Origin of the sequence: Croceibacterium xixiisoli (assembly GCF_009827305.1) — a bacterium.
GTDB lineage: Bacteria > Pseudomonadota > Alphaproteobacteria > Sphingomonadales > Sphingomonadaceae > Croceibacterium_C > Croceibacterium_C xixiisoli.
This window is the reverse complement of record NZ_WTYJ01000004.1, coordinates 35,153-61,690: the sequence shown is the minus strand read 5'-3', so window position 1 is coordinate 61,690 and position 26,538 is coordinate 35,153. Positions and strand designations below refer to the sequence as shown.

General features: G+C 63.5%; 33 protein-coding genes and 1 riboswitch. Of the genes, 9 read left to right on the top strand and 24 right to left on the bottom strand.

Annotation, left to right across the window (positions count from 1 at the left end; genetic code table 11):
- Positions 1-7: 7 nt before the first annotated feature.
- The 10 genes from GRI97_RS16270 to hisB form a co-directional block, all read right to left on the bottom strand.
- Positions 8-454: an ExbD/TolR family protein gene (locus GRI97_RS16270; protein ID WP_202392819.1), complete on the bottom strand. Its 447-nt coding sequence runs from the start codon at positions 452-454 to the stop codon at positions 8-10.
- Positions 454-1,167, bottom strand: coding sequence for a protein TolQ (gene tolQ, locus GRI97_RS16265; protein WP_161392283.1), 714 nt, complete (start codon positions 1,165-1,167; stop codon positions 454-456). Before tolQ ends, GRI97_RS16270 begins: the two co-directional genes overlap by 1 nt.
- Entirely contained in the window at positions 1,164-1,676 is a 513-nt protein-coding gene (locus tag GRI97_RS16260; protein ID WP_161392282.1) for a YbgC/FadM family acyl-CoA thioesterase, read from the bottom strand. The genes tolQ and GRI97_RS16260 overlap by 4 nt, the downstream gene beginning before the upstream one ends.
- A gap of 87 nt (positions 1,677-1,763) precedes the next feature.
- Positions 1,764-2,141 carry a histidine triad nucleotide-binding protein gene (locus GRI97_RS16255; protein WP_161392281.1) on the bottom strand — a complete coding sequence of 126 codons (378 nt, stop codon included), beginning with the start codon at positions 2,139-2,141 and terminating at the stop codon, positions 1,764-1,766.
- Between the two features lie 19 nt (positions 2,142-2,160).
- On the bottom strand, positions 2,161-2,475 hold the full coding sequence (locus GRI97_RS16250; protein WP_161392280.1) for a phosphoribosyl-ATP diphosphatase: 315 nt from the start codon (positions 2,473-2,475) through the stop codon (positions 2,161-2,163).
- Positions 2,476-2,590: 115 nt separating this feature from the next.
- A complete protein-coding gene (locus GRI97_RS16245; protein ID WP_161392279.1) occupies positions 2,591-2,764 on the bottom strand; it encodes a PEP-CTERM sorting domain-containing protein in 174 nt (57 codons plus the stop codon).
- Positions 2,765-2,853: 89 nt separating this feature from the next.
- Positions 2,854-3,615, bottom strand: a complete 762-nt coding sequence (hisF, locus tag GRI97_RS16240) for an imidazole glycerol phosphate synthase subunit HisF (protein WP_161392278.1) — start codon at positions 3,613-3,615, stop codon at positions 2,854-2,856.
- Positions 3,615-4,343, bottom strand: coding sequence for a 1-(5-phosphoribosyl)-5-[(5-phosphoribosylamino)methylideneamino]imidazole-4-carboxamide isomerase (gene hisA, locus GRI97_RS16235; protein ID WP_161392277.1), 729 nt, complete (start codon positions 4,341-4,343; stop codon positions 3,615-3,617). Before hisA ends, hisF begins: the two co-directional genes overlap by 1 nt.
- Positions 4,340-4,969 (bottom strand): imidazole glycerol phosphate synthase subunit HisH, encoded by a 630-nt coding sequence (gene hisH / locus GRI97_RS16230; protein WP_161392276.1) that lies wholly within the window; start codon positions 4,967-4,969, stop codon positions 4,340-4,342. Before hisH ends, hisA begins: the two co-directional genes overlap by 4 nt.
- Positions 4,962-5,555, bottom strand: a complete 594-nt coding sequence (gene hisB, locus GRI97_RS16225) for an imidazoleglycerol-phosphate dehydratase HisB (RefSeq protein ID WP_161392275.1) — start codon at positions 5,553-5,555, stop codon at positions 4,962-4,964. Before hisB ends, hisH begins: the two co-directional genes overlap by 8 nt.
- Before the next feature lie 84 nt (positions 5,556-5,639).
- Here hisB and GRI97_RS16220 point away from each other — a divergent pair, with 84 nt between their 5' ends.
- From GRI97_RS16220 to GRI97_RS18470, 5 genes are all read left to right on the top strand, one after another.
- Positions 5,640-6,146 carry an SspB family protein gene (locus GRI97_RS16220; RefSeq protein ID WP_161392274.1) on the top strand — a complete coding sequence of 169 codons (507 nt, stop codon included), beginning with the start codon at positions 5,640-5,642 and terminating at the stop codon, positions 6,144-6,146.
- A 75-nt stretch (positions 6,147-6,221) separates the two neighbouring features.
- The gene (locus GRI97_RS16215) at positions 6,222-6,644 is read left to right on the top strand and encodes a hypothetical protein (protein WP_161392273.1); all 423 of its coding nucleotides are present in this window, start codon (positions 6,222-6,224) and stop codon (positions 6,642-6,644) included.
- Between the two features lie 47 nt (positions 6,645-6,691).
- The gene (gene gmk / locus GRI97_RS16210; RefSeq protein WP_235917908.1) at positions 6,692-7,360 is read left to right on the top strand and encodes a guanylate kinase; all 669 of its coding nucleotides are present in this window, start codon (positions 6,692-6,694) and stop codon (positions 7,358-7,360) included.
- Positions 7,361-7,455: 95 nt separating this feature from the next.
- Positions 7,456-8,295: a 2,3,4,5-tetrahydropyridine-2,6-dicarboxylate N-succinyltransferase gene (gene dapD, locus GRI97_RS16205; RefSeq protein ID WP_161392272.1), complete on the top strand. Its 840-nt coding sequence runs from the start codon at positions 7,456-7,458 to the stop codon at positions 8,293-8,295.
- A 162-nt stretch (positions 8,296-8,457) separates the two neighbouring features.
- Positions 8,458-8,748 (top strand): hypothetical protein, encoded by a 291-nt coding sequence (locus GRI97_RS18470; RefSeq protein WP_202392817.1) that lies wholly within the window; start codon positions 8,458-8,460, stop codon positions 8,746-8,748.
- Positions 8,749-8,877: 129 nt separating this feature from the next.
- Here GRI97_RS18470 and GRI97_RS16200 read toward each other — a convergent pair whose 3' ends face one another.
- The 5 genes from GRI97_RS16200 to GRI97_RS16180 form a co-directional block, all read right to left on the bottom strand.
- Complete coding sequence (locus GRI97_RS16200; RefSeq protein ID WP_161392271.1) at positions 8,878-10,014, bottom strand: MFS transporter; 1,137 nt, start codon at positions 10,012-10,014, stop codon at positions 8,878-8,880.
- Between the two features lie 362 nt (positions 10,015-10,376).
- A complete protein-coding gene (locus GRI97_RS16195) occupies positions 10,377-11,171 on the bottom strand; it encodes a DUF72 domain-containing protein (protein ID WP_161392270.1) in 795 nt (264 codons plus the stop codon).
- Between the two features lie 49 nt (positions 11,172-11,220).
- The gene (locus tag GRI97_RS16190; protein ID WP_161392269.1) at positions 11,221-12,486 is read right to left on the bottom strand and encodes a gallate dioxygenase; all 1,266 of its coding nucleotides are present in this window, start codon (positions 12,484-12,486) and stop codon (positions 11,221-11,223) included.
- Between the two features lie 219 nt (positions 12,487-12,705).
- Entirely contained in the window at positions 12,706-12,957 is a 252-nt protein-coding gene (locus GRI97_RS16185) for an SWIB/MDM2 domain-containing protein (RefSeq protein WP_161392268.1), read from the bottom strand.
- Positions 12,958-12,995: 38 nt separating this feature from the next.
- Positions 12,996-13,592: a YbhB/YbcL family Raf kinase inhibitor-like protein gene (locus tag GRI97_RS16180; protein ID WP_161392267.1), complete on the bottom strand. Its 597-nt coding sequence runs from the start codon at positions 13,590-13,592 to the stop codon at positions 12,996-12,998.
- A gap of 437 nt (positions 13,593-14,029) precedes the next feature.
- Between GRI97_RS16180 and GRI97_RS16175 the strand changes: the two genes are divergently transcribed.
- Positions 14,030-15,265, top strand: a complete 1,236-nt coding sequence (locus tag GRI97_RS16175) for a S41 family peptidase (RefSeq protein ID WP_235917907.1) — start codon at positions 14,030-14,032, stop codon at positions 15,263-15,265.
- Positions 15,266-15,315: 50 nt separating this feature from the next.
- Here the strand turns inward: GRI97_RS16175 and GRI97_RS16170 are convergent, their stop codons facing one another.
- The 3 genes from GRI97_RS16170 to GRI97_RS16160 form a co-directional block, all read right to left on the bottom strand.
- On the bottom strand, positions 15,316-15,612 hold the full coding sequence (locus GRI97_RS16170) for a hypothetical protein (RefSeq protein WP_161392265.1): 297 nt from the start codon (positions 15,610-15,612) through the stop codon (positions 15,316-15,318).
- A gap of 72 nt (positions 15,613-15,684) precedes the next feature.
- Positions 15,685-16,143 (bottom strand): COG3650 family protein, encoded by a 459-nt coding sequence (locus GRI97_RS16165; RefSeq protein WP_161392264.1) that lies wholly within the window; start codon positions 16,141-16,143, stop codon positions 15,685-15,687.
- An 89-nt stretch (positions 16,144-16,232) separates the two neighbouring features.
- Positions 16,233-17,075 carry a DODA-type extradiol aromatic ring-opening family dioxygenase gene (locus GRI97_RS16160; protein WP_161392263.1) on the bottom strand — a complete coding sequence of 281 codons (843 nt, stop codon included), beginning with the start codon at positions 17,073-17,075 and terminating at the stop codon, positions 16,233-16,235.
- A gap of 148 nt (positions 17,076-17,223) precedes the next feature.
- Between GRI97_RS16160 and GRI97_RS16155 the strand changes: the two genes are divergently transcribed.
- A complete protein-coding gene (locus GRI97_RS16155) occupies positions 17,224-17,490 on the top strand; it encodes a DUF2061 domain-containing protein (RefSeq protein ID WP_377019992.1) in 267 nt (88 codons plus the stop codon).
- Between the two features lie 68 nt (positions 17,491-17,558).
- Positions 17,559-17,984: an OsmC family protein gene (locus GRI97_RS16150; RefSeq protein WP_161392262.1), complete on the top strand. Its 426-nt coding sequence runs from the start codon at positions 17,559-17,561 to the stop codon at positions 17,982-17,984.
- A gap of 10 nt (positions 17,985-17,994) precedes the next feature.
- On the opposite strand, the gene GRI97_RS16145 is transcribed toward GRI97_RS16150, so the two are convergent.
- From GRI97_RS16145 to thiC, 6 genes are all read right to left on the bottom strand, one after another.
- Complete coding sequence (locus GRI97_RS16145; RefSeq protein WP_161392261.1) at positions 17,995-18,765, bottom strand: DUF4272 domain-containing protein; 771 nt, start codon at positions 18,763-18,765, stop codon at positions 17,995-17,997.
- A 188-nt stretch (positions 18,766-18,953) separates the two neighbouring features.
- On the bottom strand, positions 18,954-20,663 hold the full coding sequence (locus GRI97_RS16140) for a DUF1570 domain-containing protein (protein WP_161392260.1): 1,710 nt from the start codon (positions 20,661-20,663) through the stop codon (positions 18,954-18,956).
- Between the two features lie 146 nt (positions 20,664-20,809).
- Positions 20,810-22,399 (bottom strand): hypothetical protein, encoded by a 1,590-nt coding sequence (locus tag GRI97_RS16135; RefSeq protein ID WP_161392259.1) that lies wholly within the window; start codon positions 22,397-22,399, stop codon positions 20,810-20,812.
- Between the two features lie 138 nt (positions 22,400-22,537).
- Positions 22,538-23,161, bottom strand: coding sequence for a 2'-5' RNA ligase family protein (locus GRI97_RS16130; RefSeq protein ID WP_161392258.1), 624 nt, complete (start codon positions 23,159-23,161; stop codon positions 22,538-22,540).
- A gap of 199 nt (positions 23,162-23,360) precedes the next feature.
- Complete coding sequence (locus tag GRI97_RS16125) at positions 23,361-23,729, bottom strand: UrcA family protein (RefSeq protein ID WP_161392257.1); 369 nt, start codon at positions 23,727-23,729, stop codon at positions 23,361-23,363.
- Between the two features lie 276 nt (positions 23,730-24,005).
- Positions 24,006-25,889, bottom strand: a complete 1,884-nt coding sequence (thiC, locus tag GRI97_RS16120; RefSeq protein ID WP_161392256.1) for a phosphomethylpyrimidine synthase ThiC — start codon at positions 25,887-25,889, stop codon at positions 24,006-24,008.
- Between the two features lie 58 nt (positions 25,890-25,947).
- Positions 25,948-26,053, bottom strand: a riboswitch (TPP riboswitch).
- A 110-nt stretch (positions 26,054-26,163) separates the two neighbouring features.
- On the opposite strand from thiC, the gene GRI97_RS16115 reads away from it, so the two are divergent.
- A complete protein-coding gene (locus GRI97_RS16115; RefSeq protein ID WP_161392255.1) occupies positions 26,164-26,538 on the top strand; it encodes a DUF4440 domain-containing protein in 375 nt (124 codons plus the stop codon).

Genomic DNA, 26,538 nt, shown 5'->3' with positions numbered 1-26,538 from the left:
CCACGGGCTATGGGGCCTTGTCTGAACCGTTCGTGACCAAGGAGATGCGATTGCACCCTGCGCGGTTCAGTTCACCCATTACAGCAACCACTCTGCCGTAATCGAGCGCGCGGTCTGCACGCAGCGTGACCAGCGGCGAATCGGCACTACTGCATCCCAGCCCCTCTGCCGCAGCGGCAAATCCGCCGTCGGGAATCAGGTCCTCCCCGACATAGATCGCGCCCCCGCGATCGACCGAGACATTGAACTGTTCCTGTTCCTCGCTCATCGCGCTGGCGCGGCTGTCAGGCAGATCGACCGGCACGGCCGCCGTCATCAGCGGTGCGGTGACCATGAAGATGATCAGCAGCACCAGCATGACGTCCACCAGCGGGGTGACGTTGATTTCTGCCATCGGCGTGCGGCGAACACCGCCTCGCCCCCGCCGGGATGCGGAATGGACACCCATGCCCATCAGCCGCGCTCCAGCTCACGGCTGATCTGCGCATGAACGCGGTCCGCGAAGCGCTGCAGCTTGGCCTCGAAGCCGTTCACCCGATGGCTGAAGCGGTTGTAGGCGATCACCGCCGGAATAGCCGCGAACAGGCCGATTGCGGTGGCGAACAGCGCCTCTGAAATACCCGGCGCCACCACAGCGAGCGAGGAATTCTGCTGCACGCCGATCTGGAAGAAGCTTTCCATGATGCCCCAGACGGTGCCGAACAGGCCCACGAACGGCGCGACCGAGCCGGTGGTGGCGAGGAAGTTGAGGCGGTTGGCGAGCGTATCGGCCTCCACCGCGACCTGGCCTTCCATGGCCAGCGCCAGACGTTGGCGCGTGCCGTCGCGATCGCGCACGCCATTCTTGGCCGAGCGGCGCAGTTCGGTGAGGCCGGCAGCAGCCACGCGGGCGGAGGGGTTGTCCGGCCGGCCGCGATTGCCGATCAGCCGTTCCGGCTCATCCGCTTCCCAGAATTCCTTTTCAAAACCCGCGTTGCCACGGGCGACGCCGGCCATCTTGATCGAGAAGGAGACGATGATCGTCCAGGTCCAGATGCTGGCGAGGATCAGGCCGATCATCACCAGCTGCACGACGATGCTGGCATCGAGGAACAGCTTCACGGGATCCAGACGGCTCGGCGCCTCTGCCACCGGTGCGGCCACAGCCAGAATTTCGAACAGCGTCATTCGTTGTCTTTCACAATAGTCGGTTCAACACTGGCCGCAGTCGCGACGGTCGGTTCAGCGAGGGCAGACGGTTGCAATTGCCGGAAGGCAGCCTGCCATTCGGCAGGCTGGCGCCGGGGCCGCCCATCGGGCGCGACGAAGCCGACGCGCACAATGGCTTCGGCGAGCATCCGTTCCCCCCGGAACGCCTGTTGCAACAATCGCACGCTGGCTGCCCCCAGCCCGAGCGCACGGCTGACAATCACTATATCATCATCCAGTTTTGCGGGAGCCGCAAACTTGATCGCCATATCCGCCACGGCATAGGTCCCGATGCCGGTTTCCGCCGCAGTCCGCTGATCAATGCCGAGCAGCCGCAAAAGGTCCGAACGGGCGCGTTCGAACCAGCGCAGATAATTGGCATGATAGACGATGCCCGACAGGTCCGTATCCTCGTAATAGACCCGCAGGGGGAAGAAATGGCGAGAACCGGCCAGTTCGCCGGATGCGGGCTGTGGGTGCGGGTTCATTTGTTAACCAAGCATGAGCAAGGGGACAGTTTGCGCCATCGGCAGGAAATCTGCCGAAAATCCGGCGCCCAGGCGTTCACATCCCGCCTACCCGCCGATCATCCGCCCGAGCGGCCGGCCGGCGAACAGATGCACATGCAGATGCGGTACTTCCTGCCCGCCATCGCCGCCCAGATTGGCCAGCAGACGATAGCCGGGTTCGACCAGCCCGTGTTCACGCGCGACATGGCCCACGGCGCGGACGAAGCCGGCGATTTCCTCTGCCGGGGCACGGGCGGAAAAATCATCCCAGGCGACATAGGCGCCCTTGGGGATCACAAGAATATGCACCGGCGCCTGCGGCGCGATGTCGTGGAAGGCGAGCGCGAAGTCATCTTCATAGACCTTGTTGGAGGGAATTTCCCCCCGCAGGATCTTCGCGAAGATATTGCCGCTGTCGTAAGGTTGGGTCGCGTCGATCGGCATCTCTCGCTCCTTTTTGATGTTATTGGGTTCGCGATGCTTTTTCGACCAGGCCAGAGGTACCCTCCCGCCGGTCGAGTTCCTGCAGCACATCGATCAGAGCCACGTCCTTTGCGCCCAGCAGGATCAGCAGGTGGAACAGCAGATCCGCTGCCTCCCCCACGAGTTCCGCCTTGTCGCCCGAAAGCGCGGCGATGACGGTTTCGACCCCTTCTTCACCCAGTTTCTGCGCCATCTTGGGCAGGCCGCGTGCGGAGAGGCGCGCGACATAGCTGGTTTCGGGATCAGCCGCGCGGCGCGTGGCAATGGTCTGTTCGAGACGGGAAAGCGTATCCATGGGGCCGGAATGGCGCAGAGGCGCGGGCGCCGTCAAGCAAACCGGCGCATACCCGGCCCATCAGACGAGAATCTGCGTCGAAGGGGCTGAAAACACAGGTCGCAGCCGGAAAGGATCAGTCGTCCTTGCGATTCTTGCGCATGGAGGCGCGGCGTCCGACGATCACGCCGAGCAGACCCAGGCCGAACAGCATCAGATTCGATCCCTCGGGAACCTGCGAACCGGCCTGAGCCGCAGCAGGGACCGCTACCAGAATCATTGTCAGGGCCAGGAGAATGCGCATGATCATGCCTGTCTTTCGCCCCATTGCTGTTCGCAACTGCAACATTGTAAACGTGCCAGAGGGGGACAGAATACTGCGGAGTGCTTACCGCAAGATTATCCCCGGGCCGGCAATCCTGCGGCGCGCAGGGCGGCGTGCGCCTCTGCAATCGAATGGGTGCCGAAGTGGAAGATCGACGCCGCCAGAACGGCACTGGCATGGCCTTCCACCACGCCATCGACGAGATGCTGCAGATTGCCGACCCCACCGCTGGCAATGACAGGCACGGAGACCGCATCGGCAATCGCGCGGGTCAGTTCCAGATCATAGCCCTGCTTCGTGCCATCGCCATCCATGGAGGTGACCAGCAGTTCGCCCGCGCCATATTGCGCCAGCCGCACCGCATGCTCGAGCGCATCGATCCCGGTCGCGCGGCGCCCGCCGTGGGTGAAGATTTCCCAGCGGCCATCAGCCACCCGCCGCGCATCGACCGAGGTAACGATGCACTGGCTGCCCATGCGTTCGGCAATGTCGGTCACCACTTCAGGGCGGGAAACGGCGGCGCTGTTGACCGCCACCTTGTCTGCACCGGCCAGCAGCAGGGCCCGGGCATCTTCGACCGTGCGCACGCCGCCGCCGACGGTCAGCGGCATGAAGCAGACCTCCGCCGTGCGGCGCACGATATCGAGCAGCGTGCCCCGCCCTTCGTGGCTGGCGGAAATATCGAGGAAGCAGAGTTCGTCCGCACCGGCCAGATCATAGGCCCGCGCCTGTTCCACCGGATCACCGGCATCGCGCAGATCGACGAAGTTCACGCCCTTCACCACGCGGCCATCGGCCACATCGAGGCAGGGGATCACGCGGACGCGGACAGTCATTACGCCTTCGCCGCCATCTGCAGGGCCGCCGCCAGATCGAGCCGCCCGTCATAAAGCGCGCGACCGGTGATCACGCCTTCGATGCCGTCATGAGCATGGATCGCGAGCAGGCGGATATCATCCAGCCCCTTGACCCCGCCGCTGGCGATCACCGGCAGGCGGGTGCGCCGCGCCAGTTCGACCGTGGCATCGACATTGCAGCCCTTGAGCAGGCCGTCGCGGCCGATATCGGTGTAGAGCAGGCTGGCAACGCCGGCGTCTTCGAAGCGAGCGGCCATGTCGACCATCGAAACGTCGGAAACTTCGGCCCAGCCTTCGGTGGCGACCATGCCGTCGCGCGCGTCAACCGCGACGACGATGCCGTTTTCCCATTCGCGCGCCATGTCGCGGACGAATTCGGGATCCTTGAGCGCGGCGGTGCCGATCACCACGCGGGCCACGCCCAGTTTGAACCATCCCTCCACAGAAGCGGGCGTGCGGATGCCGCCGCCCAGCTGCACATGGCCGGGAAAGGCTTCGATGATGCGTTCGACGGCTTCGCGATTGCGGCTTTCCCCGGCGAAGGCGCCGTCGAGATCGACCACATGCAGATGCTGCGCCCCGGCGTCGGCGAAGGCCAGCGCCTGTGCCGCCGGATCATCGCCATAAACGGTGGCGCGATCCATATCCCCTTCGGCCAGACGCACGACCTGGCCATTTTTCAGATCGATGGCGGGAAATACAATCACGGATTCCACTCCAGAAAACGGGCCAGCAGATCCAGGCCATAACGCTGGCTCTTTTCCGGATGGAACTGCACGCCCAGAATATTGTCACGCGCCACGGCGGCCACGAGCCCGCCACCGTGATCGGTCATTGCCGCCACATCGCTGCCGTTGACGGGCGCAAAGTGATAGGAATGGAGGAAATAGGCCTCGCCCGGTTCGATCAGCGCGGCGCCATCGGGATGGGGCGTGGGCGCGACATCATTCCAGCCCATATGCGGCACCTTGATCGCCGGATCGGTGCGTTCGATCAGCCGCACATCGCCCTCTATCCAGCCAAGCCCTTCGGTGACGGCATGTTCGTGGCCGCGCGTGGCGAGCAATTGCATGCCCACGCAAATGCCGATGAAGGGCACGCCGTCGTCCAGCACGCGCTGTTCCAGCGCCTCGACCAGGCCGGGCATGGCCCGCAGCCCTTCGGCGCAGCTGCGGAACGATCCCACTCCGGGCAGCACGATCCGCCGGGCGCCGCGCACCAGCGCGGGATCGGCGGTGACGACCACCCGTTCGGCCCCGGCGGCCATCAGCGCATTGTGAACCGAATGCAGATTGCCGGCGCCATAGTCGATCAGGGCAATCGCTTCAGCCACCGAGCTGCCCCTTGGTCGACGGGATTGCCCCGCCCTTGCGCGGATCGAGTTCGACCGCTTCGCGCATAGCGCGGGCAAAACCCTTGAAGATCGCTTCGCAGATATGGTGGTTGTTCTGGCCATAAAGCTGCTGGATATGCAGCGTGATACCGGCCGCCTGCGCCACCGAATGGAACCAGTGTTCGACCAGTTCGGTATCGAATTCGCCCAGCTTTTCCTGGGTGAAGCGGGCCTTCCACACCAGCCAGGGGCGGCCCGAGATATCGAGCGCCACGCGGGCCAGCGTTTCATCCATCGGCGAATAGGCCAGGCCATAGCGGCTGATCCCGGCCTTGGTGCCGAGCGCCTGCGAAATCGCCTGCCCCAGCGCGATGCCCGAATCCTCTGTGGTATGATGCTGATCGACATGCAGATCGCCGTTCACCTTCAAGGTGACGTCGATCAGCGAGTGGCGGCTGAACTGTTCGATCATGTGATCGAGGAAGCCGATCCCCGTGGCGATGTCATACTTACCGGTCCCGTCGAGATCGATCTCGACCAGAATATCGGTTTCAGCGGTTTTTCGAGCAATCCGACCTGTGCGCATGCTGGGGCGCTATACGCCGGAGTTGCGCTGGCGCAAGCTTTCCCGCTTGACCCCGCGCCAAGCTGTCGGCACCTAAGTTCCAGCATGAGCGAGAACACGCCCGAAAGCCTGATCCCCTACGACGAGATCGTACAGGAAGCCCTGCGCGCCGTGGTCGGCCGCGTTTTGCGTGAAGTGGAACATCAGGGCGGCACGCTGCCCGGTGCGCATCACTTCTACATCACCTTCAAGACCGGCGCCCCGGGGGTATCGATCCCGCGCAATTTGCGCGAACGGTTCCCCGACGAGATGACCATCGTGTTGCAGAACAAGTTCTGGGATCTGTCGGTCAGCGATTTCGGTTTCAGCGTCGGCCTGACGTTCAACCAGATTCCGGCCAAGCTGGATATCCCGTTCAGCGCGATCACGGCCTTTGTCGATCCGGCGGTGGAATTCGGGCTGCAGTTCCAGGCAGCGGTGGCCGATATCGAGCCGACCGAGCATGACGACGCCGAAAACGACCGGCCTGGCGACGAAGCGAGCTCGGCACCGGCCGTGACCAGCGACGATGGATCCAATGTCGTGACCGTGGATTTCGGCCGCAAGAAGTAATCCGGATATGCGCCGGGTGCCCGCAACAGGGGCGGCCCCGGACATCACAGCCGGATCATTACCGAGAGGGGCGTCATGGCTGGCAAGAAGCGCGCAAGGCTGAAAGCAGCGCTGGGCAATCCCCGCGCAGGCAAAGGCGGCGTACCGGGCCTGAGCCCCAATCCGGCCACCAATCTGCTGATTGCTACTGTGGCCATGCGCGGCGCATCCATGCTGATGCGGCGGGGCATGGAACGCGGATTGCTGCGTTCCCGCTATGAGCCCTCCATCGCTGAAGACATCATCAAGGGCCGCACGCTGGGCCAGACGGTGATCGCGACGACTGTGGCGCGGGTGGCGACGGGGTCGATCCCCGGGATGGTGGCGGTAACCGGCGCGCTGTTCCTGAAAGCCGCCTATGAGCGCGGACGTGCCCGCCGCGAGCTGCGCAAGGGCGATGCCAAGCTGGCGAAGATGGCCCGCCTGGGCCACAAAAAGGACACGGCGGAAACGGATTGACCGCCGCAAAGCTTGCATTTTGCCGCCTGCCTGCGCCAACAGCGCACATGTCTGGAATCGAACCCAACACCCCCGCACCCACGCTGTCAGCCGGCACATTGCGCCGCCGTGGGCTGATGTTCGTGCTGTCATCCCCATCGGGAACCGGCAAGACCACCATCGCCCGCCGGTTGCTGGCCGAAGATGCGGATATCGCGCTGTCGGTATCGGTGACCACAAGGCCGATGCGCCCGGGAGAGGTGGAAGGGCGCGATTATTTCTTCACCGACCGCGCCAAATTCGAAGCCATGGTGGAAGCCGGCGAATTCCTGGAATGGGCCGAGGTGTTTGGCAATCTGTATGGAACGCCCAAATCCTACATCAAGGCGGGGTTGAAGGAAGGGCGCGATTTCCTGTTCGATGTCGATTGGCAGGGGACGCAGCAATTGCACCAGCGGATGGAAACGGACGTGGTGCGGGTATTCCTGCTGCCGCCCAGCATTGCAGAGCTCGACCGCCGGTTGCGTGGACGCGGGACCGACAGCGCCGAGGTGATCGCCGGGCGCATGGCGCGCGCGCAGGCTGAGATAAGCCATTGGGACAGTTATGATTATGTCGCCATCAATGACGACATGGAACAGTGTTTCACGCGGGTGAAGACCATTCTGGCGGCCGAGCGGCTGCGCCGGGCGCGGCAGACCGGACTGGTGGATTTCACGCGCGAACTGATGCGCTGAGCCAAAGCGAGCGCAGGTCGGGCTTGCCCCCGTCCTGCCTGCGGGCTAGCGCCCGGCCACGACACGATATTGACCAGATTTTCCGGGGAGAAAGCATGTCCGCCGATCTTGAAACCGCCATCGAACAAGCATGGGAAGCCCGCGCCGACGTCACCCCCGCCAGCGCCGATGTCCGCACCGCCGTGGAAGCCGCGCTCAAGCTGCTCGACAGCGGCGAAGCGCGTGTGGCCCAGCCTGACGGCAACGGCGGCTGGCAGGTGAACCAGTGGCTGAAGAAGGCTGTGCTGCTGTCTTTCCGCCTGAATGACAATGAAGTGATCCCTGGTGGTGCTGCCGGCGCGCCGGCATTCGACAAGGTGCCGAGCAAGTTTGCCGGCTGGGACGATGCCCGTTTCCGCGCCGCCGGTTTCCGCGTGGTGCCGGGCGCCGTGGCACGCCAGGGCAGCTTCATCGGCAAGGGCGTGGTGCTGATGCCCAGCTTCGTCAACATCGGCGCCTTCGTCGATGAAGGCACGATGGTCGACACTTGGGCCACGGTCGGTTCCTGCGCCCAGATCGGCAAGAATGTGCATATTTCGGGCGGCGCCGGTATCGGCGGCGTGCTGGAACCGCTGCAGGCCGGCCCGGTCGTGATTGAAGACGGCGCCTTCATCGGTGCGCGTTCGGAAGTGGCCGAAGGCGTGCGCGTGGGCCAGGGCGCAGTGCTGTCCATGGGTGTGTATCTGGGGGCATCGACCAAGATCGTCGATCGCGCCACGGGCGAAGTGCATATCGGCGTGGTGCCGCCCTATTCGGTGGTCGTTCCCGGATCGCTGCCCGGCAAGCCGCTGCCCGATGGCACGCCCGGCCCGTCGCTCTATTGCGCGGTGATCGTCAAGACCGTGGACGCGCAGACCCGCTCCAAGACCGGGATCAACGAATTGCTGCGCGACTGATTTTCCATCGACGGCGGGTGTGAGGCCCGCCGATCGACCGAACAGCAACGGGGCCCCGACAGGATCGGGGCCCCGTTTGCGTATCTGCCCCTATCGGAACCATCGCCCGCGCCAGCCGTAAATAAGCCGGACCGCCATCATCGGCGGTGAAACGAGGGTGCAATGGAAGACAGCTCACACACCGTACATCGGGAAACCGACCAGGCGCGCGCGGGATCGACACCCAATGTCGTCCGCTGGGTTTTGGGCATCGGCCTCTTCGCCGCCATCGCCCTGCTGTCCGCCATCTGGATTTTCAGCGCGGCAACCACGAATGATGATGTGAAAGGCCCGGTCAGCGAAGTGGAAACCAGCGGCGGCGGCATGATGGCCGATCCGACAACGAGCGCGCCGGAGCCAGTGACCGACGAAGCGGCTGGAACCCCGCCGCGGGTGAACAACACCGGCAATTGATTTTCGGACGGGGTCGGCATTGCCGGCCCTGTTTCGTTGTGGAGCACATCATTCCCGCCCTATCCAAGGCCCAGCAACGCGCCGCCGCAGCGCTATCCTCCAAGTGACAGGACGAGCCGGTCGCAGAGGTCATCTGCGGGAGACGGCCAAGCCTGCAGTTAGCGGCACCAAACACAGCAAGCCAGCCAGCATCCAGAACGACAGCGTTAGCCCAGCATAGCTGGAAACCAGCCCGATCGCGGCAGGGCCAAGCAGGATGCCCGCATAGCCGGTCGTGGTTATGGCTGCCACGGCCAGACCCGGGGGCATGATCGTCTGATTGGCCGCCTGACGGAACAGCACCGGCACGATGTTGGCAGCACCCAGGCCGATCAGCACGAACCCGGCCATTGCCACACTGGCCATCGGCGCAAGCAGCAGCACCGCAAAACCGAACACGGCCACGATGCCACCCCAGAACAGCGCTGCCCGATCCCCGATCTGTGCGGTCAGCCTGTCCCCGGTCAGCCGCCCCAGCGTCATCGCAATGGCAAACAGCATGTAGCCAAGCCCCCCATGCTTCACCGCCACCAGGCCGGCATCGGTGATCAACAGCGCGCTCCAGTCCAGCAGCGCTCCTTCGGCCAGGAAGGTGATGGCGGCCAGACCGGCCAGCAACAGCACGATGCCGCGCGGAACGGCGAAATGCGGCGCATCATCGGCGGAACGGGTACGCAGAAGCCGCGGGGCCGCGAGGATCAGGGCCAGCATCATCAGCAGCGACCCGATCATGCCGCTGGCAAGCGGGCCGACGCCAAGCGACAGCAGCAGCGTCATCATCGCGGCACCGGTAAAGCCCCCAATGCTGAACAGCGCGTGGAAGCCGGACATGAGCGGGCGCGCGGCATCGCGTTCGACATCCACGGCATGGATGTTCATCGCCACATCGAGCGAGCCGAGCGCAGCGCCGAACACCAGCAGGGCCAGGCCGAGCGTGATGGTGGTCGGGGCGATGGCGAGAAAGGGCAGGATTACGGCAAGGGCAATGCCGCCAGCCAGAATGACCGGGCGGGTGCCATAGCGGCTGCTCAAGGCACCGGTCGCCAGCATGGCCAGCACCGAACCTGTTCCCAGGCACAGCAGCAAACCGCCCAGCACGGCTTCGTCCACGCCGAGCCGATCACGGGCATAGGGGACCATCGGCGCCCAGCAGGCGATGCCGAAGCCGGCGACGAGAAAGGACAGGCGCGTGGCCAGGCGTGTTGACGGGCTGTCAGCCGAGGACATTGCAGGCTCCGGTTTCGGGAAGATGGTGGCCAGCCGAGGGGCGAGGCCAACGACGCATTTGCCCATTTGCAAGACGAGCGCCAGCTTATCTTGGTTTGGCAGTGACCGGCAATGTGATCGATATTCTGAGCTGCCCTGCCGGGTTGTGAGGTTGTTGCTGGATTCCCGCCTTCGCGGGAATGACGAATTAGAACAACAACCTACCTTGGTCATTCCCGCGGAGGCGGGAATCCAGTCAGCGCAATGGTTCAAAAACCAGATCAGTCACGAGGTGGTGTCAATCCGGGTTGTTTTCCTTGATCGACCTTTGCTTCCACGTGCGGTTCGATTTCTGCACACACTCTTGCGCTGGAGCGGCCCTATTACTTGAGAAGCTTCGCCAGGGCCATGGCGGCGGCGGGGGCGCGCTCCTTGGCGCCGTTGATCAGGAAGGCGAAGACATCGCCGGGCCGGCCTGCACTTTCGGCCGGATCGCCGCGATAGGGGAGATCGGCGGGTGCTTCGCCGGCGTGCCAGGCGCGGCAGAGATTGGCGATGCGGGTGAGTTCCGTGGCGGAATAGCCGGTCGGACAATCGGAAGCCATTTTCTGCATCCGCAGATAGGCGAAATCGGCGGTGCGATCGGCGATCGGCACGCGATCAGGGTCTTCCGACCAGACGATCGCCACGCCCGCCTGCCGGGCGAGATCGACGAATTCGGCGCAGGCAAAGCTTTCGTGCCCGACCTCGACCGCGTGGCGCAGCGGCAGGCCGTCCTGCGTGGCGGGCAGCAGGGCGAAGAAGGCGCCGATATCCTCGGCATCGAAACGCTTGGTGCTCGCCAGTTGCCAGCAGATCGGGCCGAGCTTGTCACCCAGTTCGACCAGACCCTGATCGAGGAAGTTGCGAATACCCTCCCCGCCTTCCGCCAATTGCTTGCGGTTGGTGACGAAGCGGGAGCCCTTGAGCGCGAAAACGAAGCCGTCGGGCGTTTCCGCACGCCATTTGCGGAAGCTTTCCGGTTTCTGCCGGCCATAGAAAGTGGCGTTGATCTCGATTGCGCCGACATGGGTGGAGGCGTGTTCGAGTTCGCGCCGCTGGGCGAGGCCTTCCGGGTAGAAGACCCCGCCGCGCCAGCCGTCATAGCTCCAGCCACCGATGCCGGTCCGGATCACCATGCCGGCCCCCTGCCCTGCAAACATGATCCGAAGCGGCGGAGGCGCATCGTCAGTCTTCCTTGCCGGCGACGCCGTAATTGATCGCGGCGTTGCGGGTTTTCTGGAAATCGGGGACGCTGAGCCCCTTCATCGAGGCATAGATGTCGATATTGCCGATGCCGGTGACCGCGCCGAGCTTTTCCAGCATGAAGAAGATCACGCCGTGGTGGATCATGCCAATCCAGTCGCGTTCACGCACCAGGCGGCGCTCTTCGTCGCTCAGCCCGGCTTCCACCATGGTGCCGTCTTCATCCTCCCGGAATTTGCGGCGGATATCGGGCTGGGTCAGCGAATGGAGGAAGTGGTTGAGGCGGAAGCCCTTGACCGAACGTTCGATGGTGAAGGGATAGGTGCCGGGCATGTTTTCCGTGCCCTTGTAATCCCAGTCAGCGCGATCACGCAGGGCGGCGTCGCTTTCCGCCGGCGGGGTGGCATCGCCCTTGTCATTCAGGATCATGGTCGCGATCGGGCACATGGACGGGAGGAAATAGGTCTTATGCGTAACCTCAACCTCTTCCGACAGGGCGCCCCGCATCATCAGCCACATCACGACCTCTGCCCCTTCCCAGCCGCCGAGTTCGGCCAGCTTGGCGATCGGGTAGTCGAGCAGCGATTCGGGATCCTTTTCCAGGATGTCCATGAATTCATGGTCCCACTGCGGATTGTTGAAGCCGCAGCCTTCGCCATGGACCTGATGCGACAGGCCGCCGGTGCCGGCGATCGCCACTTTGATATCTTCGGGATAGGACTGGATCGCGCGGCGCAGCGATTTGCCGAATTTGTAGAACCGCCGCGCGGAGGGCAGCGGCACGGTCAGCACCCCGCACACGATCGGCAGCAGTTTGACCGCCCAGCCGTTTTCCGCATCATGATCGACCATGACCGACAGCGGCGAGAAGGCGCCGTGATCGAGCCCCTTGCCCTGGAAATAGGACAGGTCGAATTCATCGGCGACCATGACCCGGGCGACATGTTCGGCGAATTTGGGATCGCCCATGATCGCGGGAATATCGCGCGGGCCGCCGCCTTCATCCGCCGCCGCGAAGCGTTCGCCCACACCCAGCGCGAAATGGCTGTAGTGATCGAAGAACGACGTCATGTGATCGTTGTAGATATAGACGAGCACGTCCGGCTTCTTGTCGCGAAACCATTCCTGCACCGGCTCATAGCCTTCGAAGATCGGCTTCCACACCGGATCATCGAATTTCTTCGCATCCTTGGCGAAGGCGATGGTGGGCGTGTGCGAAGTGGCGATGCCGCCAACGATTGTTGCCATGGTCGGGCCGGTCCTCTCGATGCGCCCGGTGCGCCGGGCCTGTGTTTGCTTTGGCCGGGATGATGGCACGCGGGCCAGCCTGCGGACAAGTGCATTCTCCGCAATTGCGAATTCATCGCATATATGAAGCCATCACATGGACGGCAGGCACGAAAAAGGGCGGGATGGCCCGTGCCACCCCGCCCCTTTTTCTCAACCACGGCCCAATGGCCGCAGCAATCAGCTCAGATGCTTGGAGACCGCAGCGGTCATCTTGAACATCGAAATCTGTTCGGTGCCGATGACGGCGCCCAGCTTGGCATCGGGATTGATCTGGCGCTTGTCCTTGGCGTCCTGCAGGCTGTTGGCCTTGATGTATTCCCACACCTTCGAAGTCACTTCAGCGCGCGTCAGCGGGCCCTTGCCGATCACGTTTTCCAGCTCGCTCGATACGGTGACCGGCTTGCTCAGCGCGTTGTTCTTGGCTGCCAATTTACTTTCCTTTCAAAATGGCGAGGGTTTGCGGGGTGTTATTCCCCGTCCCCATCGTCCCAATCTTCATCCAAATCTTCATAGGCATAAGACGCCGTCAGCAAAGCGGTTCCCACCACATGCCCTTCCAGCGCCTTGAGCACATCAGCCTTTTTTGCCCCCGGCATCAGCGCCAGCGGCGTATCGACGGCAAACAGCTGGAACAGATAGCGGCGCGGCGCGTCCCCTTCGGCCGGATCGGGCAGCGCCCATTCCGAATTGCCGAAGGAATTCTTGCCCACGCGCGGCGGGGTTTCGCCTTCCAGCAATTGCCCCTTCTGCGCGGCCAGGCCCCAGACGAGCCAGTGGCAGAACGGATCACCCGAGGGCGTATCCATATCTTCGACCACCAGCACCATTTCCACGGCGCCGGCCGGCGGGGCCGTCCATTCCAGCGGCGGGGCGACGGCGTCTTCTTCCTGCGCGGTAAAACAAGGATCGAGCGCCCCACCATCGGCAAAGGCGGCCGAACGCAGGCGGAAGCCATCGGGTTCATCGATATCGGCGTTGCCCAGCGTGACAATCGCCAGGCTGACGCTGGCCGGGCCAGCCGGTTTGATCCTGTTGGCGAGCCAGGCAGGAATATCGGCGGTCATCTCAATCGCTCCACTATGCCGTCGGGCTGCGCCATGTGCCGAAGCACCGGCGCCATGGCAAGGCCATACGCCCGCCAGACTGCATATGGGTCTGCATTCAGCGGTTGAAAATCACAAGCTGTGAAAAGCTTTGCTTGTGCAACTTTCCACCCCTGCCCTAATTTGCAGAACACAAGAACGTCAGGGGGAAAGATAATATGGGCGAATCGCACAAGCGGTGGCGTCGCGGGGCGGTGACACTGGTTGGTTGCAGCGCAATGCTGTTGGCAGCATGTGGCGATGGTGGCGGGTCGACCCCCACGCCCCGCCCGGCGACTTCGACGCCGACGCCAAGCACGCCAACCCCGACCACACCAACGCCGACCGCCTGCAGCCTCAACGCCCGCAAGGATTGGGTCCGCTCGATCGCGGATGAATGGTATCTGTTCCCAGAGTTGATGGCCACGAGGACTAGCACGACAACATCGTCCTCAGTCAAAGCCTACATCGACAATTTGCTCGAGCCAGCGCGCGCTGCCCGCAAAGATCGGGGCTTCACCTACATCACCTCGATCGCAGAGGAGAACGCCTATTACGAGGACGGCGCCAATGTCGGCTACGGTTTCCGCTTGGCGACCACTTGGGCAGGCGAGTTGGTGGTGACTGAGGTGTTCGAAGGTTCGCCAGCGGCCGCGACCAGCATTACCCGGGGCGCCGTTTTCGAAGCGGTCGGCACAAGTGCCGCCAACCAGACCGCCATCGCACCGCTGCTGGCAGCAAAGGATTATGATCGATTAAACGCGTTCTTCTCTCCCGCTGACAGCGGCAAAACCATCGTGATCCGCGTCCGTCACCGCGATGGTTTGATGCGTCAGGTCAGCGTGACATCGGATGAGTTCGAGATCGATCCGGTGTCCGACACCATCGGGACCAGAATCTTCACCGAAGGTTCGCGCAAGATCGGTTATGTCGCACTGCGCAGCTTCATCACCCCGGCCGATGCCGACCTGGTCGATGCGTTTGCCCAGTTCAAGGCCGAGGGTGTGACCGAACTGGTCGTCGACCTGCGGTACAATGGCGGCGGTCTGCTTTCCACGGCGGAGGTATTCGGCGATCTGCTGGCCGGGAATCTGGATGGGCAGGTGTTCCAGAAGCTGATGCTGCGCGACAGCAAATCAGCGCAAAACCAAACCTACAATTTCGCGGCGCGGCCTCAGTCCATTACCCCGACCAAGATCGCCTTCATCGGCACCGGCAGCACCGCATCAGCCAGCGAGATGATCATCAATTCCATGGTGCCCTATCTGGGGGACAACATGGCGCTGATCGGTGAGAATACCTATGGCAAGCCGGTCGGGCAGTTCGCATTCGACAATGCCGGATGCGACGACCGGCTGCGGCTGGTGGCTTTCCGCAATGCCAACGCCAACAACCAGGGAGAATATTACACAGGGCTGGCCAGCACGCTGCCCAGGACCTGCGTGGCGCAGGATGATGTATCACGCGATCTGGGCGATCAGAACGAAGCCATGATTGCCAAGGCGCTGGATTTCCTGGCCGGGCGCAGCTGTACCCCGATCAGAACTGCGACGGCATCGACGCGTTCGGTCGCCCCCGCCAAGCCGCAACTGGAAATGCTGCGTGACGAAGTCAGGGGCACCACAGCGCAGCGCGAAATGCCGGGACTGTTCTAAGGACAGGTCAGCATCGGGCGCGCCCTGGCCGGGCCGCCCGATTCCGGCGATCAGGGAACTTTCTTGGCCAGGCGGCGGCGGTTGGCGCGCACGCGGCGGCCGTAATGGGCCAGCGCGCTGCGGGTGGCCGCTTCGGGCGAAGTGCCGGCCTTGCCGCTGGCCACCATCATGCCGAAACTGGCGTTGGCGGCGAGCTTTTCCGTCACCATGCGCTGGGCTTCGCGTTCACCGGCCGCACCGCCCATGGCGATCATGCAGCCGCGCAGCCACATGACTTCCCCGGCCTCAAGCCCGAGCTGCCAGCTTTCCAGCCCGAGCGACAGCCAGTCATTGTTGCGTCGACCCATCAGACTGATTCCTTCGCAGATGCAGCATTCATAGCATTGCGCATGCGCGACGTACAATCGAGCATGCGCACATCAGGGCGCCTCAGGCCCGGTGTAGGGATGACGCGCCGTCCAGGCACAGCCGTTCAGCTGCGCCCCGCCCAGGCTGACCGTGGCGGTAAAGGGGAAGGTCCGGTCGCTCATCCCGTCGCTGCATTCGCCCTGCGTCACCATCACCACCACCGGCTTGCCATCCAGCGTGCCGGTGAAGGACAGCCCGCCACGCCCGGCAAACCGTTCCACCGCGGTGGCCGTGCCATCGGCATCCTCCGGGGTTTTCCAGAGCAGCGTGGCATTGGCGATATCGCCGTTCCAGAACGGTTCGGTGCCCAGCACATGGACCGCTTCATCCGGTGCGATGGCATCGAAGGGGCGCGTGTCGGACAGATCGCCGGGGATCGGGCTGCTGCCTTCACCATGAGGCTGGCAGGCGCCCAGCAACAGGCTGGCGCCGATCAGCAAGGGGGAAAGCGGTTTTGCGAATGTCAGCATGAAGCGGCAGCCATCATTCAATCTCCTGATTTGCGTGCATTAACGCAAGCGCCCAGGACCGCAACCATGCCGACGGCATGCAGGCTGCATCAGCCATAGCGGAATGCGGACAGCGCGGTACCCATAACCAGTTCTCCGTAATCCTTGCGCACCCCGCTGGCTTCACCCGCACCGGCGGCCACCATCAGCGGCAGCAGATGTTCTTCGCGCGGGTGAGACAGCCGGGCGAAGGGCGCGCTCTCCCAGGCCTGCAGTTGCGCTGCGCGTTCATCTGCCGGGGCTGTGGTGGCCTGCGTCAACCAGTCATCGAAGGCGCGCGACGGCGCCTCTGCCCGGGGGTCGCCATAGGCGCGCAGATTGTGGAAGCTCATGCCTGAACCGATGACCAGCACACCTTCATCGCGCAGCGGCGCCAGCGCCCGCCCGGCAGCAAGGTGAAGCTCCGGGTCCAGGCCCGACAGCAAGGACATCTGCACCACAGGAATATCGGCATCGGGAAAGGCGACTTTCATCGGCACGAACACGCCGTGATCGAAGCCGCGATCGGGATCGATCCCGGTTGGCAGGCCCGCCGCCGCCAGCAGCGCGGCGCCGCGCTGCGCCAGCCAGGGGGCACCGGGCGCGGGCCAGGTGAGGCGATAGGTTTCCGGCGGGAAGCCGTAATAATCGAAGATCAGCCCCGGATGATCCTGCGCCCCGGTGAAGGCAAAGGTCGGCCCTTCCCAGTGGCCGGAAACGATCAGGATGGCGCGCGGCCGTTCCGGCAGGCTGGCGGCGATGCCCCGCAGATAGGCCTCCATCCCGGTCCAGATGCCATTGGGATCGGGCATGAAGAAGCAGGGACCGCCGCCATGCGGAATGAACAGGCTGGGCTGGGTCAGCCCGGTGGACGATCCGGCCAAGTCGGCCGGGCTGGATGCGTTCTGGGTCATGTCTGATGATATGGAGAACGGCCATGGTTGGGGAAGAAGGCACAGGAATGTGCCTGCCGATTTTTCTACCTGTTTCCGCGACCCAGTTCGGGCAGTCGCCCTATGCAGGGGACAAAACCCCTTGAACTGATATCGATTCTCATTATAAATTCAGGGAAAGGAGAGTGCCGCCATTTCCCGCGATCTCGCCAAGACCATCAGCTTCCTGCTGCTGCACCTGATGGTGGGGTTTGCGGTGGCCTATGCCTTTACCGGATCGATTGCGATTTCCGGCGGCATCGCTCTGGTGGAACCCTGCGTGAATGCGGTGGTGTTCTTCTTCCACGAACGCGCCTGGCGGCAGGGCAAGCTGTCTTTCCTGGATCTGCTGCTGCACCGCAAATCCGCCTGTTCGGCAGACGCGCCGGCGCCGTGAGAGCCGGGCAGGAACCGGCCTGCCCTTCAACCTTTGTTGCTGCGACAACCGGCTGAAAGGATGATGCCATGAGTGTGAACAGCGCCACCGCCCGATATGAAGGCCTGGGCAAGTCCGGCAAGGGGCATGTCGCGACCAGGTCGGGTGTGGTCGATGCCCCCTATGGCTTCGGCAGCCGTTTCGAGGGCGAGCCCGGCACCAATCCCGAAGAGATGATCGCGGCGGCGCATGCGGCCTGCTTCACCATGGCCACCAGCTTCGCCCTGGCCCGCGCCGGCCATACGGATGGCACGCTGGAAACCCAGTGCAAGGTAACCCTGGAACCCGATGGCGATGGCTTCACCGTCACCCGCAGCGCCCTGTCGATGACAGCCCATGTGCCCGGGCTGGAAGAGGCCGAGTTTCGCAAGCTGGCGGCAGAGGCCAAGGCCGGCTGCCCGATCTCCAAGCTGCTGAACTGCGAAATCACGCTGGAAACGCAGTTCACCGGTTGAAGGCCCCCGATCAGGTGTCGGTCGAAACCTCGTCCCAATCCTGATCCATATAGCCGATCAGCCAGTTGAGCGCATAATGGCGTTCCATCACCACGCCGGGGTCGAGCCCGGCGGGTGGTTCGGTGCCATCGATGCTGGCCTGCCGCACGGCCCAGTGGCAGCGATAGATCAGATCGGCTTCATTGAGGATATTGTTGGCCGATTGCATGCCCCTGGCGGCCAGATCGGGCGTATCGCGCACTGTCTGCGCCAGCAGCGGCACGTCGCAGATGGCATCGGGGTATGACAGCGGTTCCGACATGGGATCGAGCGCCCAGAGCAGCACCCAGGCCGCTTCATAGCGCCAGACGAACTGAACCCGGTCGTGCTCGCTGGGCGCCGGATCGCGGATGAAAGCCGTCTCCTTCGGGGTGAACAGATCCCAGGCCTGGCGATCATCGGCCAGCTGGATCACGATATCATGTTCCAGACCTTCGCCCTTCACCGCCACGATCGCCAGCGCCAGCAAACGATCGGCCACCTCCCGCACCGGGCGCAGGGTGATTTCCGCCTGGCTTTCGATACAGGGCAGGTGCTTGTTGACCGGCACGCCGGCCTGGACCAGCAAATCCTCTGCCCATGCCTTGCGCAGGATCTGATCCTGATAAAGCGTGCCCGGCTCCGACGGGGGGATCTGGACTGTGGCGATCGGAACGACCGGTTCCCGCGTGGCCGGAGCGGCGGGGGTGTCAGACGTGATGGGCTGATCCTTTCCACCGAGCAGTTTTTTGATCCAGTCCATATGCTCTCTCCTTCGCACGCAGCGGCCGACCGCGCCGGGATCAATCTGCAGTCAGGCGGCGCAGGTCCGCCCGGTACCAAGGGATAGCGCCAGATCGGTGCCCCCAATACCCCACCGATCAGCAACGCAACCCGGAACAGCCACGGCTGACCCATGGCGCCGCCGTGCAATCCGGAGCGATGCTCCGTTCAGGGCGCCGTTTCGGTCGCGCCAGCCTTGTCGGGTTGGACCTTGCCAGCATCGCTCTTGCCAGCATCGCTATCGCCCGTTTCGCGATTGCCGGCGTCGGGCGAACCCTCCGCGCCGGAGGCAGCGCCGCCATCTCCCTCGCCGCTATCTCCCTCACCTCCGGTGCCAGGCGCGTCGACATCCTCCCCCTCCCCTTCCAGCAGGGCCAGCAAGGCGGTGGCATCGGCTGGCGGGCCGGCAACGATCGCGTCGATCACCTCCCGCGCGCGCAAGGCCAGCGCCCCGCCATGCGGCGAATTGGCAATCGGCAGGAGATTGTACCGGGCATCTTCCCATTGCGCAGACGAAATCTGCTGCCGCGCCAGCACCAACCGCAGGGCAGTGTCGAACGGCGCAAGTTCGACCGCGCGGGCCAGAGCGGCCATGGCATTGTCACTGGGGTCACGCCCCCGGCGCACAAAGCCGAGGTAATAGTAATACAGCCCAAGCGGATGATCCGGCTCCATACGGTTGAGCGCCACGAAGGGCACAACCGCCGCGCGGAAGGCGGCATCCTTGTCTTCTGCCGTTTCCGCCTGGCGAAACAGGGCATAGCCCTTCTGCACATAGGCATTCACCTGGGCGGAATCGATCGCCAGCGCAGCATCGGCTGCCGCCAGCGCTTGCGCATCATTGCCAGCGTCGAATTCGGTTTCTGCCAGGGCAGACAGGACTGCTGCATCCTGCGGATGGCGGGCAGCGATGGCACGCGCCCGCACGACAAGTTCCGCCGCCAGTTCGCTGGTCACGCCGCGCCGTGACCGAATGCGTACGGGCATGATTTCCGCTTCCCCTGCGGACAGTTGGCGGATCTGCACCGCGCCAGACGTCAACTGGCCCGGAGCAAAGGTGAATGCCGTCAGCCGGGTGCGCCGCAGATAGGCATTCAGCCCACGATTGACGTCCGCCAGATTGCCGAAGGCCTGCTCTGCGGCCTGGCGCGGTGCAGCGCCTTCAGCCTGCAACCGGACATAGCGGGCCATCTGCCCGCGCCGTTCCGGCTCCATCGTCAGATAATGGTAAAGGCCCCAACTGCGCGCGTAGAAGGCATGTTCGATGCCGCGCCGGCGCCGTTTGAACAGATCGGGATCGAGCAGCTCCTCCGCCGTGACCTGATCAGACACATAGCTGAGTTCGCGATAGCGCCCCGTGTTGGGCAGGCCGAGCGAGATGCCACCATCGGAATTGAACTGGGCCCCGGCGAAGAATTCCGCTCCGCCCTCGTTCATCCAGCCCAGCGCGCCATGGACGCTGCCCGAAAGCAGGAAGTGATGGGCATATTCGTGCAGCAGAATCGCCATGGACTGGCCAACCCGCCCGCCCGAGCTCTGGATAGTGGGCACCACGGCCATCGCCGCGCCCGCGCGCCCGATATAGAAACCGCCGACGCCCCCACCTGTGCGCCCCATGTTGAGGATGCGCTGCACCTCTGCCTCGCTCTTCACCACATAGACAGTAACCCGGTTCGACGGGCTGGGGGTGCCAGGATCGGTGCCGGTCAGCACCTTCATCGCTTCGTGATAGAGTTCCAGCCGCTGGGTGAAGAGCTGCAGATCACGTTCGGAATCGTCGGCATAGACGACAAAATTGGGGCTGGATGCTTCCAGCCATTCGGCCTTGGCCGCCGACGGCAGCAGCAACAACGCCACCACAAACCAGATAAAGCGCATTTACCCCTCCGCAACAGCGGCCCCGTTCAGGCGAGGAGCTTATTCCTCTCGGGGAATTTGACAATTGCCGCGTCGCCAACAGCGAAAATTGTGGCCTGTCGCCAAGCGCAGAGACAAAAAACGGCTGATTTTTTTGAGTTTCCGATCTATCGTTGACCTTGGCCAGCCGGCTCATCTTCGCCATCGACATCCGCGTCATCGCCCTCGCCCCTGACCGCTTCTGTGGCGACGGATGGGGTTGCGGGGGCCGACAGCGCCTTTTCATCGACCGGCTGCCCCGCATCGATCCGTTCGATCGCCAGGCGTGCGCGTTCTGCCATGGTGCCGCCATGCGGCGCGGCTGCGATCACCGTCAGGCTTTGCCGCGCCTTGTCCAGCCGGCCCAGGCGCAAATGCTGCCGCGCCATTTCGATCTGCAGCCCGCGATCATAGGGGGCGATCCGTGCCGCCCGTTCCAGTGCAGCGAGGGCATTGTCATTGGGTGCGGCCCCGCGCCCGATGAAACTGCGGTAGAAATAGATCAGCGGAATGGCGTGATCAGGCTCCCGCGCATTGAGCGCCAGAAACGGCGCCACGGCCGCGCGGTAGGCCTCAACCCGGTCCATCGCCGATCTGGCCCGGGCGAACAGCGCATAACCCTTCTGAACATAGGCATTGGCCTGATCCGGATCGATCGCCAGCGCCGCATCGGCAGCGGCGATGGTCTGATCCAGATGACCGGCATCATATTCCGTTTCTGCCAGCGCGGTCAGGACGGCGGCTTCATCGGGGAAACGGGCGGCGATACGGCGCGCCTCCAGCACCAGTTCTGCGGCGATTTCCGGGGTCACCCCGCTCTGTGAACGGATCCGCACCGGCATCATCGCGGCCTCCCCTTCGCTCAGGCGGCGCAGCGTCACCGCCCCGCCCTGCAGCCGGCCGGCCTGTATGTTGAGCGTGCTCATGCTCGGCCGCCGCAAATAGGCCTTCAGTTCACGTTCCAGCAGCGCCAGATCGCCGAAGGCGGTTTCTGCGGCGCTCCGGGCCCCCTTCCCCTGTTCGAGCGCCTTGAGATAGGCCGACAATTGCCCGCTGCGTGCGCGCTCCATCACCAGATAATGATAGAGCGCCCAAGCCTTGCCATAAAAGGCGTTGTTCCCGCCCTTGTGCCGGGCGGCGTAGGCGGCGGGATCGAGCAATTCTTCGGCGGTGACATTGCTGGCATAAGCCAGTTCCCCGGCGCGGGCATGGTTGGGCATGCCCAGTTGCAGCCGGCCATCGCGATGGAACACAGCAGAGGCATAGAATTCCGCGCTGCCTTCGCTGAACCAGCGCGGCATGGCGAAGCTGGTGTTCGCGATCAGGAAATGATGTGCATATTCGTGCAGCAGCACCTGCATCGAAAAAGCCTGGCTGCCGGTGACATTTTCGACATCGGGCACCACTGCGACCGAAGCGCCGGCGCGCGGACGATAGAAACCCGCGATATTGCTGTCGCCATGCAGCCGGCTGACGCTGCGCTGATCGCGCAGAACGAAGATCGTCAGCCGGTTGGACCGGCTGGGTGGCGGCACATCGCCACCGGTCAGCAGTTCCAGCGCCTCATGATAGAGTTCCAGCCGTTCGGTGAATGTGCGCAGGCTGCGTTCGGAATCGTCCGAATAGACGACGAAATTCGGGCTGGATGCTTCCATCCAGGCGGCAAAGGCCGGTGCCGGCCACAGCAATGCCGCCCAGAGAGCCAGTATGAAACGCAAGTGTTGCCCTGCCCTTTGCTTGTTTCCCCTGCGAAGAGCGGTAGACGATCTGCCATGTCAGGCAAGGATGGTGTGGTGCCAGGTGAGAGCGGCTCCAGCCTTCGCTGGAGCGACGTGTGGGTGGGCCGGTGGTGGGATTTAGCCGGCCTGCGCGGCTCTTTCCTGGCGCAGGCGGTGAGTGAAATTATCTCCTCCCCCGCCTCCCCAATCGAGTTCGCCCTGCGACGGGGGCAACAAGGGCCAGCGGCGCAGGATGTCGTGCCGGGTGCAGCCGACCCAGCTTTCCACCAGGCACAATTCGGTCGGGATCCATTCGAAGGGCACGATCAGGATCTGCGCCGGACCGCCCTTGTAGCTGAGGGTGATATGCGGGGCGGTGAGACCGTTCTTCCGATGCAGGGGCGCCATATCCGCCCGACGAAGGAGCGGCGGCAGTTTCTGATACAGCAGGGAAATCTCGCTCTGCGATCCGATCGAGCGGATGACCGCGCCGCGATTGCCGCTGCGCGCGCGGCCCAGGCGGATGCGGCAGGCTTCCAGTCGGGTATCACTCAGGATCGGATCGAGCCGATCGGCCAGTGTTTCGTCGCGGGCATCGACTTCGGCAATGGTGCAGAGCGTCAGATGCAGATGGTCGATCACCGCATCAGCGGCCAGCCCCAGCGCATCGCCCAGAGCGAGGATGCGCCTGGCGAGCGCGGCATCGGGGATGAAGCCGAGAAAGTAACGCCATTGCTGTGGCTGCATTGCGCGGCTTTCCATCCTGCACTCTACGGGGAATCGATTTGTTCTTTTTATGTTCTCATTTTCGACCGGTAGGGTCAAGGGGGTGGAGCCTGGCGCGCAGCGGCCCAGCCTTCGCTGGGGCGACGATTTTTTAGCTGATTTAGCGGGATAGATAGCAAACAGCCGCCCCGAGTAGTCTCGGCGCGGCTGCGAATTTGCCAAATTGTTTAAAGACTCAGCGCATGCCGCCGGCTGCTGCCACGGCGGCGGTGGCGTTCAGGCCACGGGCGTCGAGCTGGGCCAGCGCGCCCGCCTGAGCATTGCTGACGCAGGCGCGGGCGCGGGGCAGGCCGTCCAGCGTGGAGCCGGCGTTGACGTCGCACACAGCGCGAGCGGCGTTGTCGATCCGAATGGCCAGCGTGCGCTGATCGTAGGAACGGCTGAGATCGAGATCGGCCACCTGAATGTTAATCGAGCGGCTGTCTGCCTGTTTGTGCGAAACGGTGACATCGGCTTCGGCGGCTGCGGCGCTGGTGGCTCCCAGGCCCAGCAAGGCAGCAGTGATGGTACAGCCCAGAACCCGGGCAAGATTGGTATTGCGCATATGTTCTCTCCTGCTTGTCCGTCGTCCGTGCATGCGGACAGCGTGACAAAATTCCTGCCCGGCGTGGGGACCGGGACGAGTGAGAATCCGCTGTCGGACTCCCTTCGCCAGAGAACTATAGCGGTGATCCGTGACGGAAATCTATGCGCAGCGCAGCAAGACGCAACAAGATTGCCATAATCCCAATCACTTCGTCCTGATTGTAGTGAAAAACACAACAAGCGGTCAAAATAACGGTCGGCCCGACACTGTTGGCCGGGCCGACCGCATCAATAATCAGTCGTGTTCTCGCCCACCCGCGCCTATGTAGAGTTCGCTGCCGGTTTCCCGGAACACCTCGCTCATTTCCTTCATGCCCTGTTCGGCATTCGCGACCGGGGCTGCGGCCAGGAATTCGCTGCTTGGCTGGTTCTGCTTCGCGGCAAAATCGCGCACTTCCTGCGTGATCTTCATGCTGCAGAACTTGGGCCCGCACATGGAACAGAAATGCGCGGTCTTGGCCCCTTCGGCCGGCAATGTCTGATCGTGATATTGTTCGGCCGTATCGGGATCGAGGCTGAGATTGAACTGATCGCGCCAGCGGAATTCGAACCGCGCCCGGCTCAGCGCATCGTCTCGCACCTTGGCCGCCGGGTGCCCCTTGGCCAGATCGGCGGCATGGGCGGCCAGCTTGTAGGTGACCACGCCGACCTTCACATCGTCCCGATCGGGCAGGCCCAGATGTTCCTTGGGCGTGACGTAGCAAAGCATGGCCGTGCCGTACCAGCCGATCATGGCCGCGCCGATGCCGCTGGTGATGTGATCATAGCCGGGCGCGATATCGGTGGTAAGCGGCCCGAGGGTGTAGAACGGAGCCTCTCCACACGCTTCCAGCTGCTTGTCCATGTTCTGCTTGATCTTGTGCATGGGCACATGGCCCGGCCCTTCAATCATGACCTGCACATCCTGTTCCCAGGCGCGCCTGGTCAATTCGCCCAGCGTGTAAAGTTCGGAGAACTGCGCCTCGTCATTGGCGTCGGCGATCGAGCCGGGGCGCAGGCCATCACCCAGCGAATAGGCGATGTCATATGTCTTCATGATTTCCGTGATTTCATCGAAGCGTTCGTAGAGGAAGCTTTCCCGGTGATGGGCCAGGCACCATTTGGCCATGATGCTGCCGCCGCGACTGACGATGCCGGTCACGCGCTTCGCCGTCATCGGGATATAGGGCAGGCGCACGCCGGCATGGATGGTGAAATAATCGACGCCCTGTTCGGCCTGTTCGATCAGCGTATCGCGGAAGATTTCCCAGGTCAGATCCTCGGCAATGCCGCCCACTTTCTCGAGCGCCTGATAGATCGGCACGGTGCCGATCGGCACCGGCGAATTGCGGATGATCCATTCGCGCGTGTCGTGGATATTGCGCCCGGTGGACAGATCCATGACGGTATCCGCACCCCAGCGGATCGACCACACCATCTTGTCCACTTCGCTGGCGACATTGGATGCCACCGCCGAATTGCCGATATTGGCGTTGATCTTGACCAGGAAATTCCGCCCGATCGCCATCGGTTCGGATTCCGGATGGTTGATGTTGTTGGGAATGATCGCCCGGCCGCGCGCAATTTCCTCCCGCACGAATTCCGGCGTCACATAATCGGGGATGCTGGCGCCCCAATCCTGCCCATCGCGCACATATTCCGCCAGCCGCGCACGGCCGAGATTTTCGCGTTCGGCGACATATTCCATTTCCGGGGTGATGATGCCGGCCCTCGCATAATGCATCTGGCTGACATTCATGCCCGGCCTGGCGCGCAGCACTTGCTTGCGCACATTGGGGAAACCGGGGACGCCGCCTGACCGGTCCGGGCCAAGCTGGCCGTTGTCTTCCGGCTTCACCTCGCGCTGGGCGACTTCCTCCACATCGCCGCGCCCGCGAATCCAGTTACGGCGCAGTTCAGGCAGGCCGGCGGCGATATCGATCTGCGCCCTGGGATCGGTATAGGGGCCCGATGCGTCATAGACGCGCACCGGCGGTTCGCCGCTGGAAGGTTCCAGGTGGATTTCCCGCATGGCCACCAGCACATCGGGATTACCCTGTGCCGGGACATAGACCTTCTTCGATCCGCGAATGGGCCCGGTGGTTACGCCGATTTCGTTGCGGGCGGGGATATCGGCCATGGTACAACTCTCCAATCCTGGGCGGATAAAAAGAGAGTGCGCCTGTCGGGATTCATTTTGCCCTGCGCTGCCCACTTCCTCCGCCCGTATTAACGGGTTCAGGTTCAACGGGTCGTGCAGCGTTACCTGCACCTCTCAGCCACATGGCTCCCCGGTGGATAGGGGCGTGATAAGGATTTGACGCGGGCAAGTCCAGCGATGGGCGCGCCCGATTGTGCCGATGCGCGGAACCATCCGGCAGCCGAACCGCTGCTGCTGGAAAGAGGAGCCCTGCATGGAAGACGAACGCATTTGGAAGCTGGAACGCAGCTTGTGGACCGGCGACACCGAACACTACCGAGAACTGATCGATGCAGACTCACTCTTCGTCGTTCCGGCACCGCCCTTCGTCATGCGGGGCAACGCAGCCGCCGATGCCATGGCGCAAACGCCCCGCTGGGCGTCGGTCGATTTCAGCCAGCAACAGGTCGTCCGGCCGCAGGAGGGGTTGATCGTCATCGCCTATCACGCGCGGGCCAGTGCCGATGGCAAGGACGATTACGCAGCCCACTGCACCACCACCCTGCGCCGCCTCAGCCATGATGATTGGCGTGTCGTGCAGCATCAGCAAACCCCGCCGCTCTCGGCGATATCAGGCAGCGAAGGGTAA

Coding starts and splice junctions, on each gene's coding strand:
- GRI97_RS16125 (WP_161392257.1), bottom strand. CDS start 23,729: ATGCGCAATACCAATCTTGCCCGGGTTCTGGGCTGTACCATCACTGCT.
- hisB (WP_161392275.1), bottom strand. CDS start 5,555: ATGCGCACAGGTCGGATTGCTCGAAAAACCGCTGAAACCGATATTCTG.
- GRI97_RS16200 (WP_161392271.1), bottom strand. CDS start 10,014: ATGTCCTCGGCTGACAGCCCGTCAACACGCCTGGCCACGCGCCTGTCC.
- tolQ (WP_161392283.1), bottom strand. CDS start 1,167: ATGACGCTGTTCGAAATTCTGGCTGTGGCCGCACCGGTGGCAGAGGCG.
- GRI97_RS16255 (WP_161392281.1), bottom strand. CDS start 2,141: ATGCCGATCGACGCGACCCAACCTTACGACAGCGGCAATATCTTCGCG.
- GRI97_RS16130 (WP_161392258.1), bottom strand. CDS start 23,161: ATGGAAAGCCGCGCAATGCAGCCACAGCAATGGCGTTACTTTCTCGGC.
- GRI97_RS16180 (WP_161392267.1), bottom strand. CDS start 13,592: ATGACCGCCGATATTCCTGCCTGGCTCGCCAACAGGATCAAACCGGCT.
- GRI97_RS16150 (WP_161392262.1), top strand. CDS start 17,559: ATGAGTGTGAACAGCGCCACCGCCCGATATGAAGGCCTGGGCAAGTCC.
- GRI97_RS16220 (WP_161392274.1), top strand. CDS start 5,640: ATGAGCGAGAACACGCCCGAAAGCCTGATCCCCTACGACGAGATCGTA.
- GRI97_RS16190 (WP_161392269.1), bottom strand. CDS start 12,486: ATGGCAACAATCGTTGGCGGCATCGCCACTTCGCACACGCCCACCATC.
- GRI97_RS16215 (WP_161392273.1), top strand. CDS start 6,222: ATGGCTGGCAAGAAGCGCGCAAGGCTGAAAGCAGCGCTGGGCAATCCC.
- GRI97_RS18470 (WP_202392817.1), top strand. CDS start 8,458: ATGGAAGACAGCTCACACACCGTACATCGGGAAACCGACCAGGCGCGC.
- GRI97_RS16250 (WP_161392280.1), bottom strand. CDS start 2,475: ATGGATACGCTTTCCCGTCTCGAACAGACCATTGCCACGCGCCGCGCG.
- dapD (WP_161392272.1), top strand. CDS start 7,456: ATGTCCGCCGATCTTGAAACCGCCATCGAACAAGCATGGGAAGCCCGC.
- GRI97_RS16170 (WP_161392265.1), bottom strand. CDS start 15,612: ATGGGTCGACGCAACAATGACTGGCTGTCGCTCGGGCTGGAAAGCTGG.
- GRI97_RS16260 (WP_161392282.1), bottom strand. CDS start 1,676: ATGAACCCGCACCCACAGCCCGCATCCGGCGAACTGGCCGGTTCTCGC.
- GRI97_RS16160 (WP_161392263.1), bottom strand. CDS start 17,075: ATGACCCAGAACGCATCCAGCCCGGCCGACTTGGCCGGATCGTCCACC.
- thiC (WP_161392256.1), bottom strand. CDS start 25,889: ATGGCCGATATCCCCGCCCGCAACGAAATCGGCGTAACCACCGGGCCC.
- GRI97_RS16195 (WP_161392270.1), bottom strand. CDS start 11,171: ATGGTGATCCGGACCGGCATCGGTGGCTGGAGCTATGACGGCTGGCGC.
- gmk (WP_235917908.1), top strand. CDS start 6,692: ATGTCTGGAATCGAACCCAACACCCCCGCACCCACGCTGTCAGCCGGC.
- GRI97_RS16175 (WP_235917907.1), top strand. CDS start 14,030: ATGGCCACGAGGACTAGCACGACAACATCGTCCTCAGTCAAAGCCTAC.
- GRI97_RS16270 (WP_202392819.1), bottom strand. CDS start 454: ATGGGCATGGGTGTCCATTCCGCATCCCGGCGGGGGCGAGGCGGTGTT.
- GRI97_RS16115 (WP_161392255.1), top strand. CDS start 26,164: ATGGAAGACGAACGCATTTGGAAGCTGGAACGCAGCTTGTGGACCGGC.
- GRI97_RS16145 (WP_161392261.1), bottom strand. CDS start 18,765: ATGGACTGGATCAAAAAACTGCTCGGTGGAAAGGATCAGCCCATCACG.
- GRI97_RS16165 (WP_161392264.1), bottom strand. CDS start 16,143: ATGCTGACATTCGCAAAACCGCTTTCCCCCTTGCTGATCGGCGCCAGC.
- GRI97_RS16140 (WP_161392260.1), bottom strand. CDS start 20,663: ATGCGCTTTATCTGGTTTGTGGTGGCGTTGTTGCTGCTGCCGTCGGCG.
- GRI97_RS16245 (WP_161392279.1), bottom strand. CDS start 2,764: ATGATCATGCGCATTCTCCTGGCCCTGACAATGATTCTGGTAGCGGTC.
- hisF (WP_161392278.1), bottom strand. CDS start 3,615: ATGACTGTCCGCGTCCGCGTGATCCCCTGCCTCGATGTGGCCGATGGC.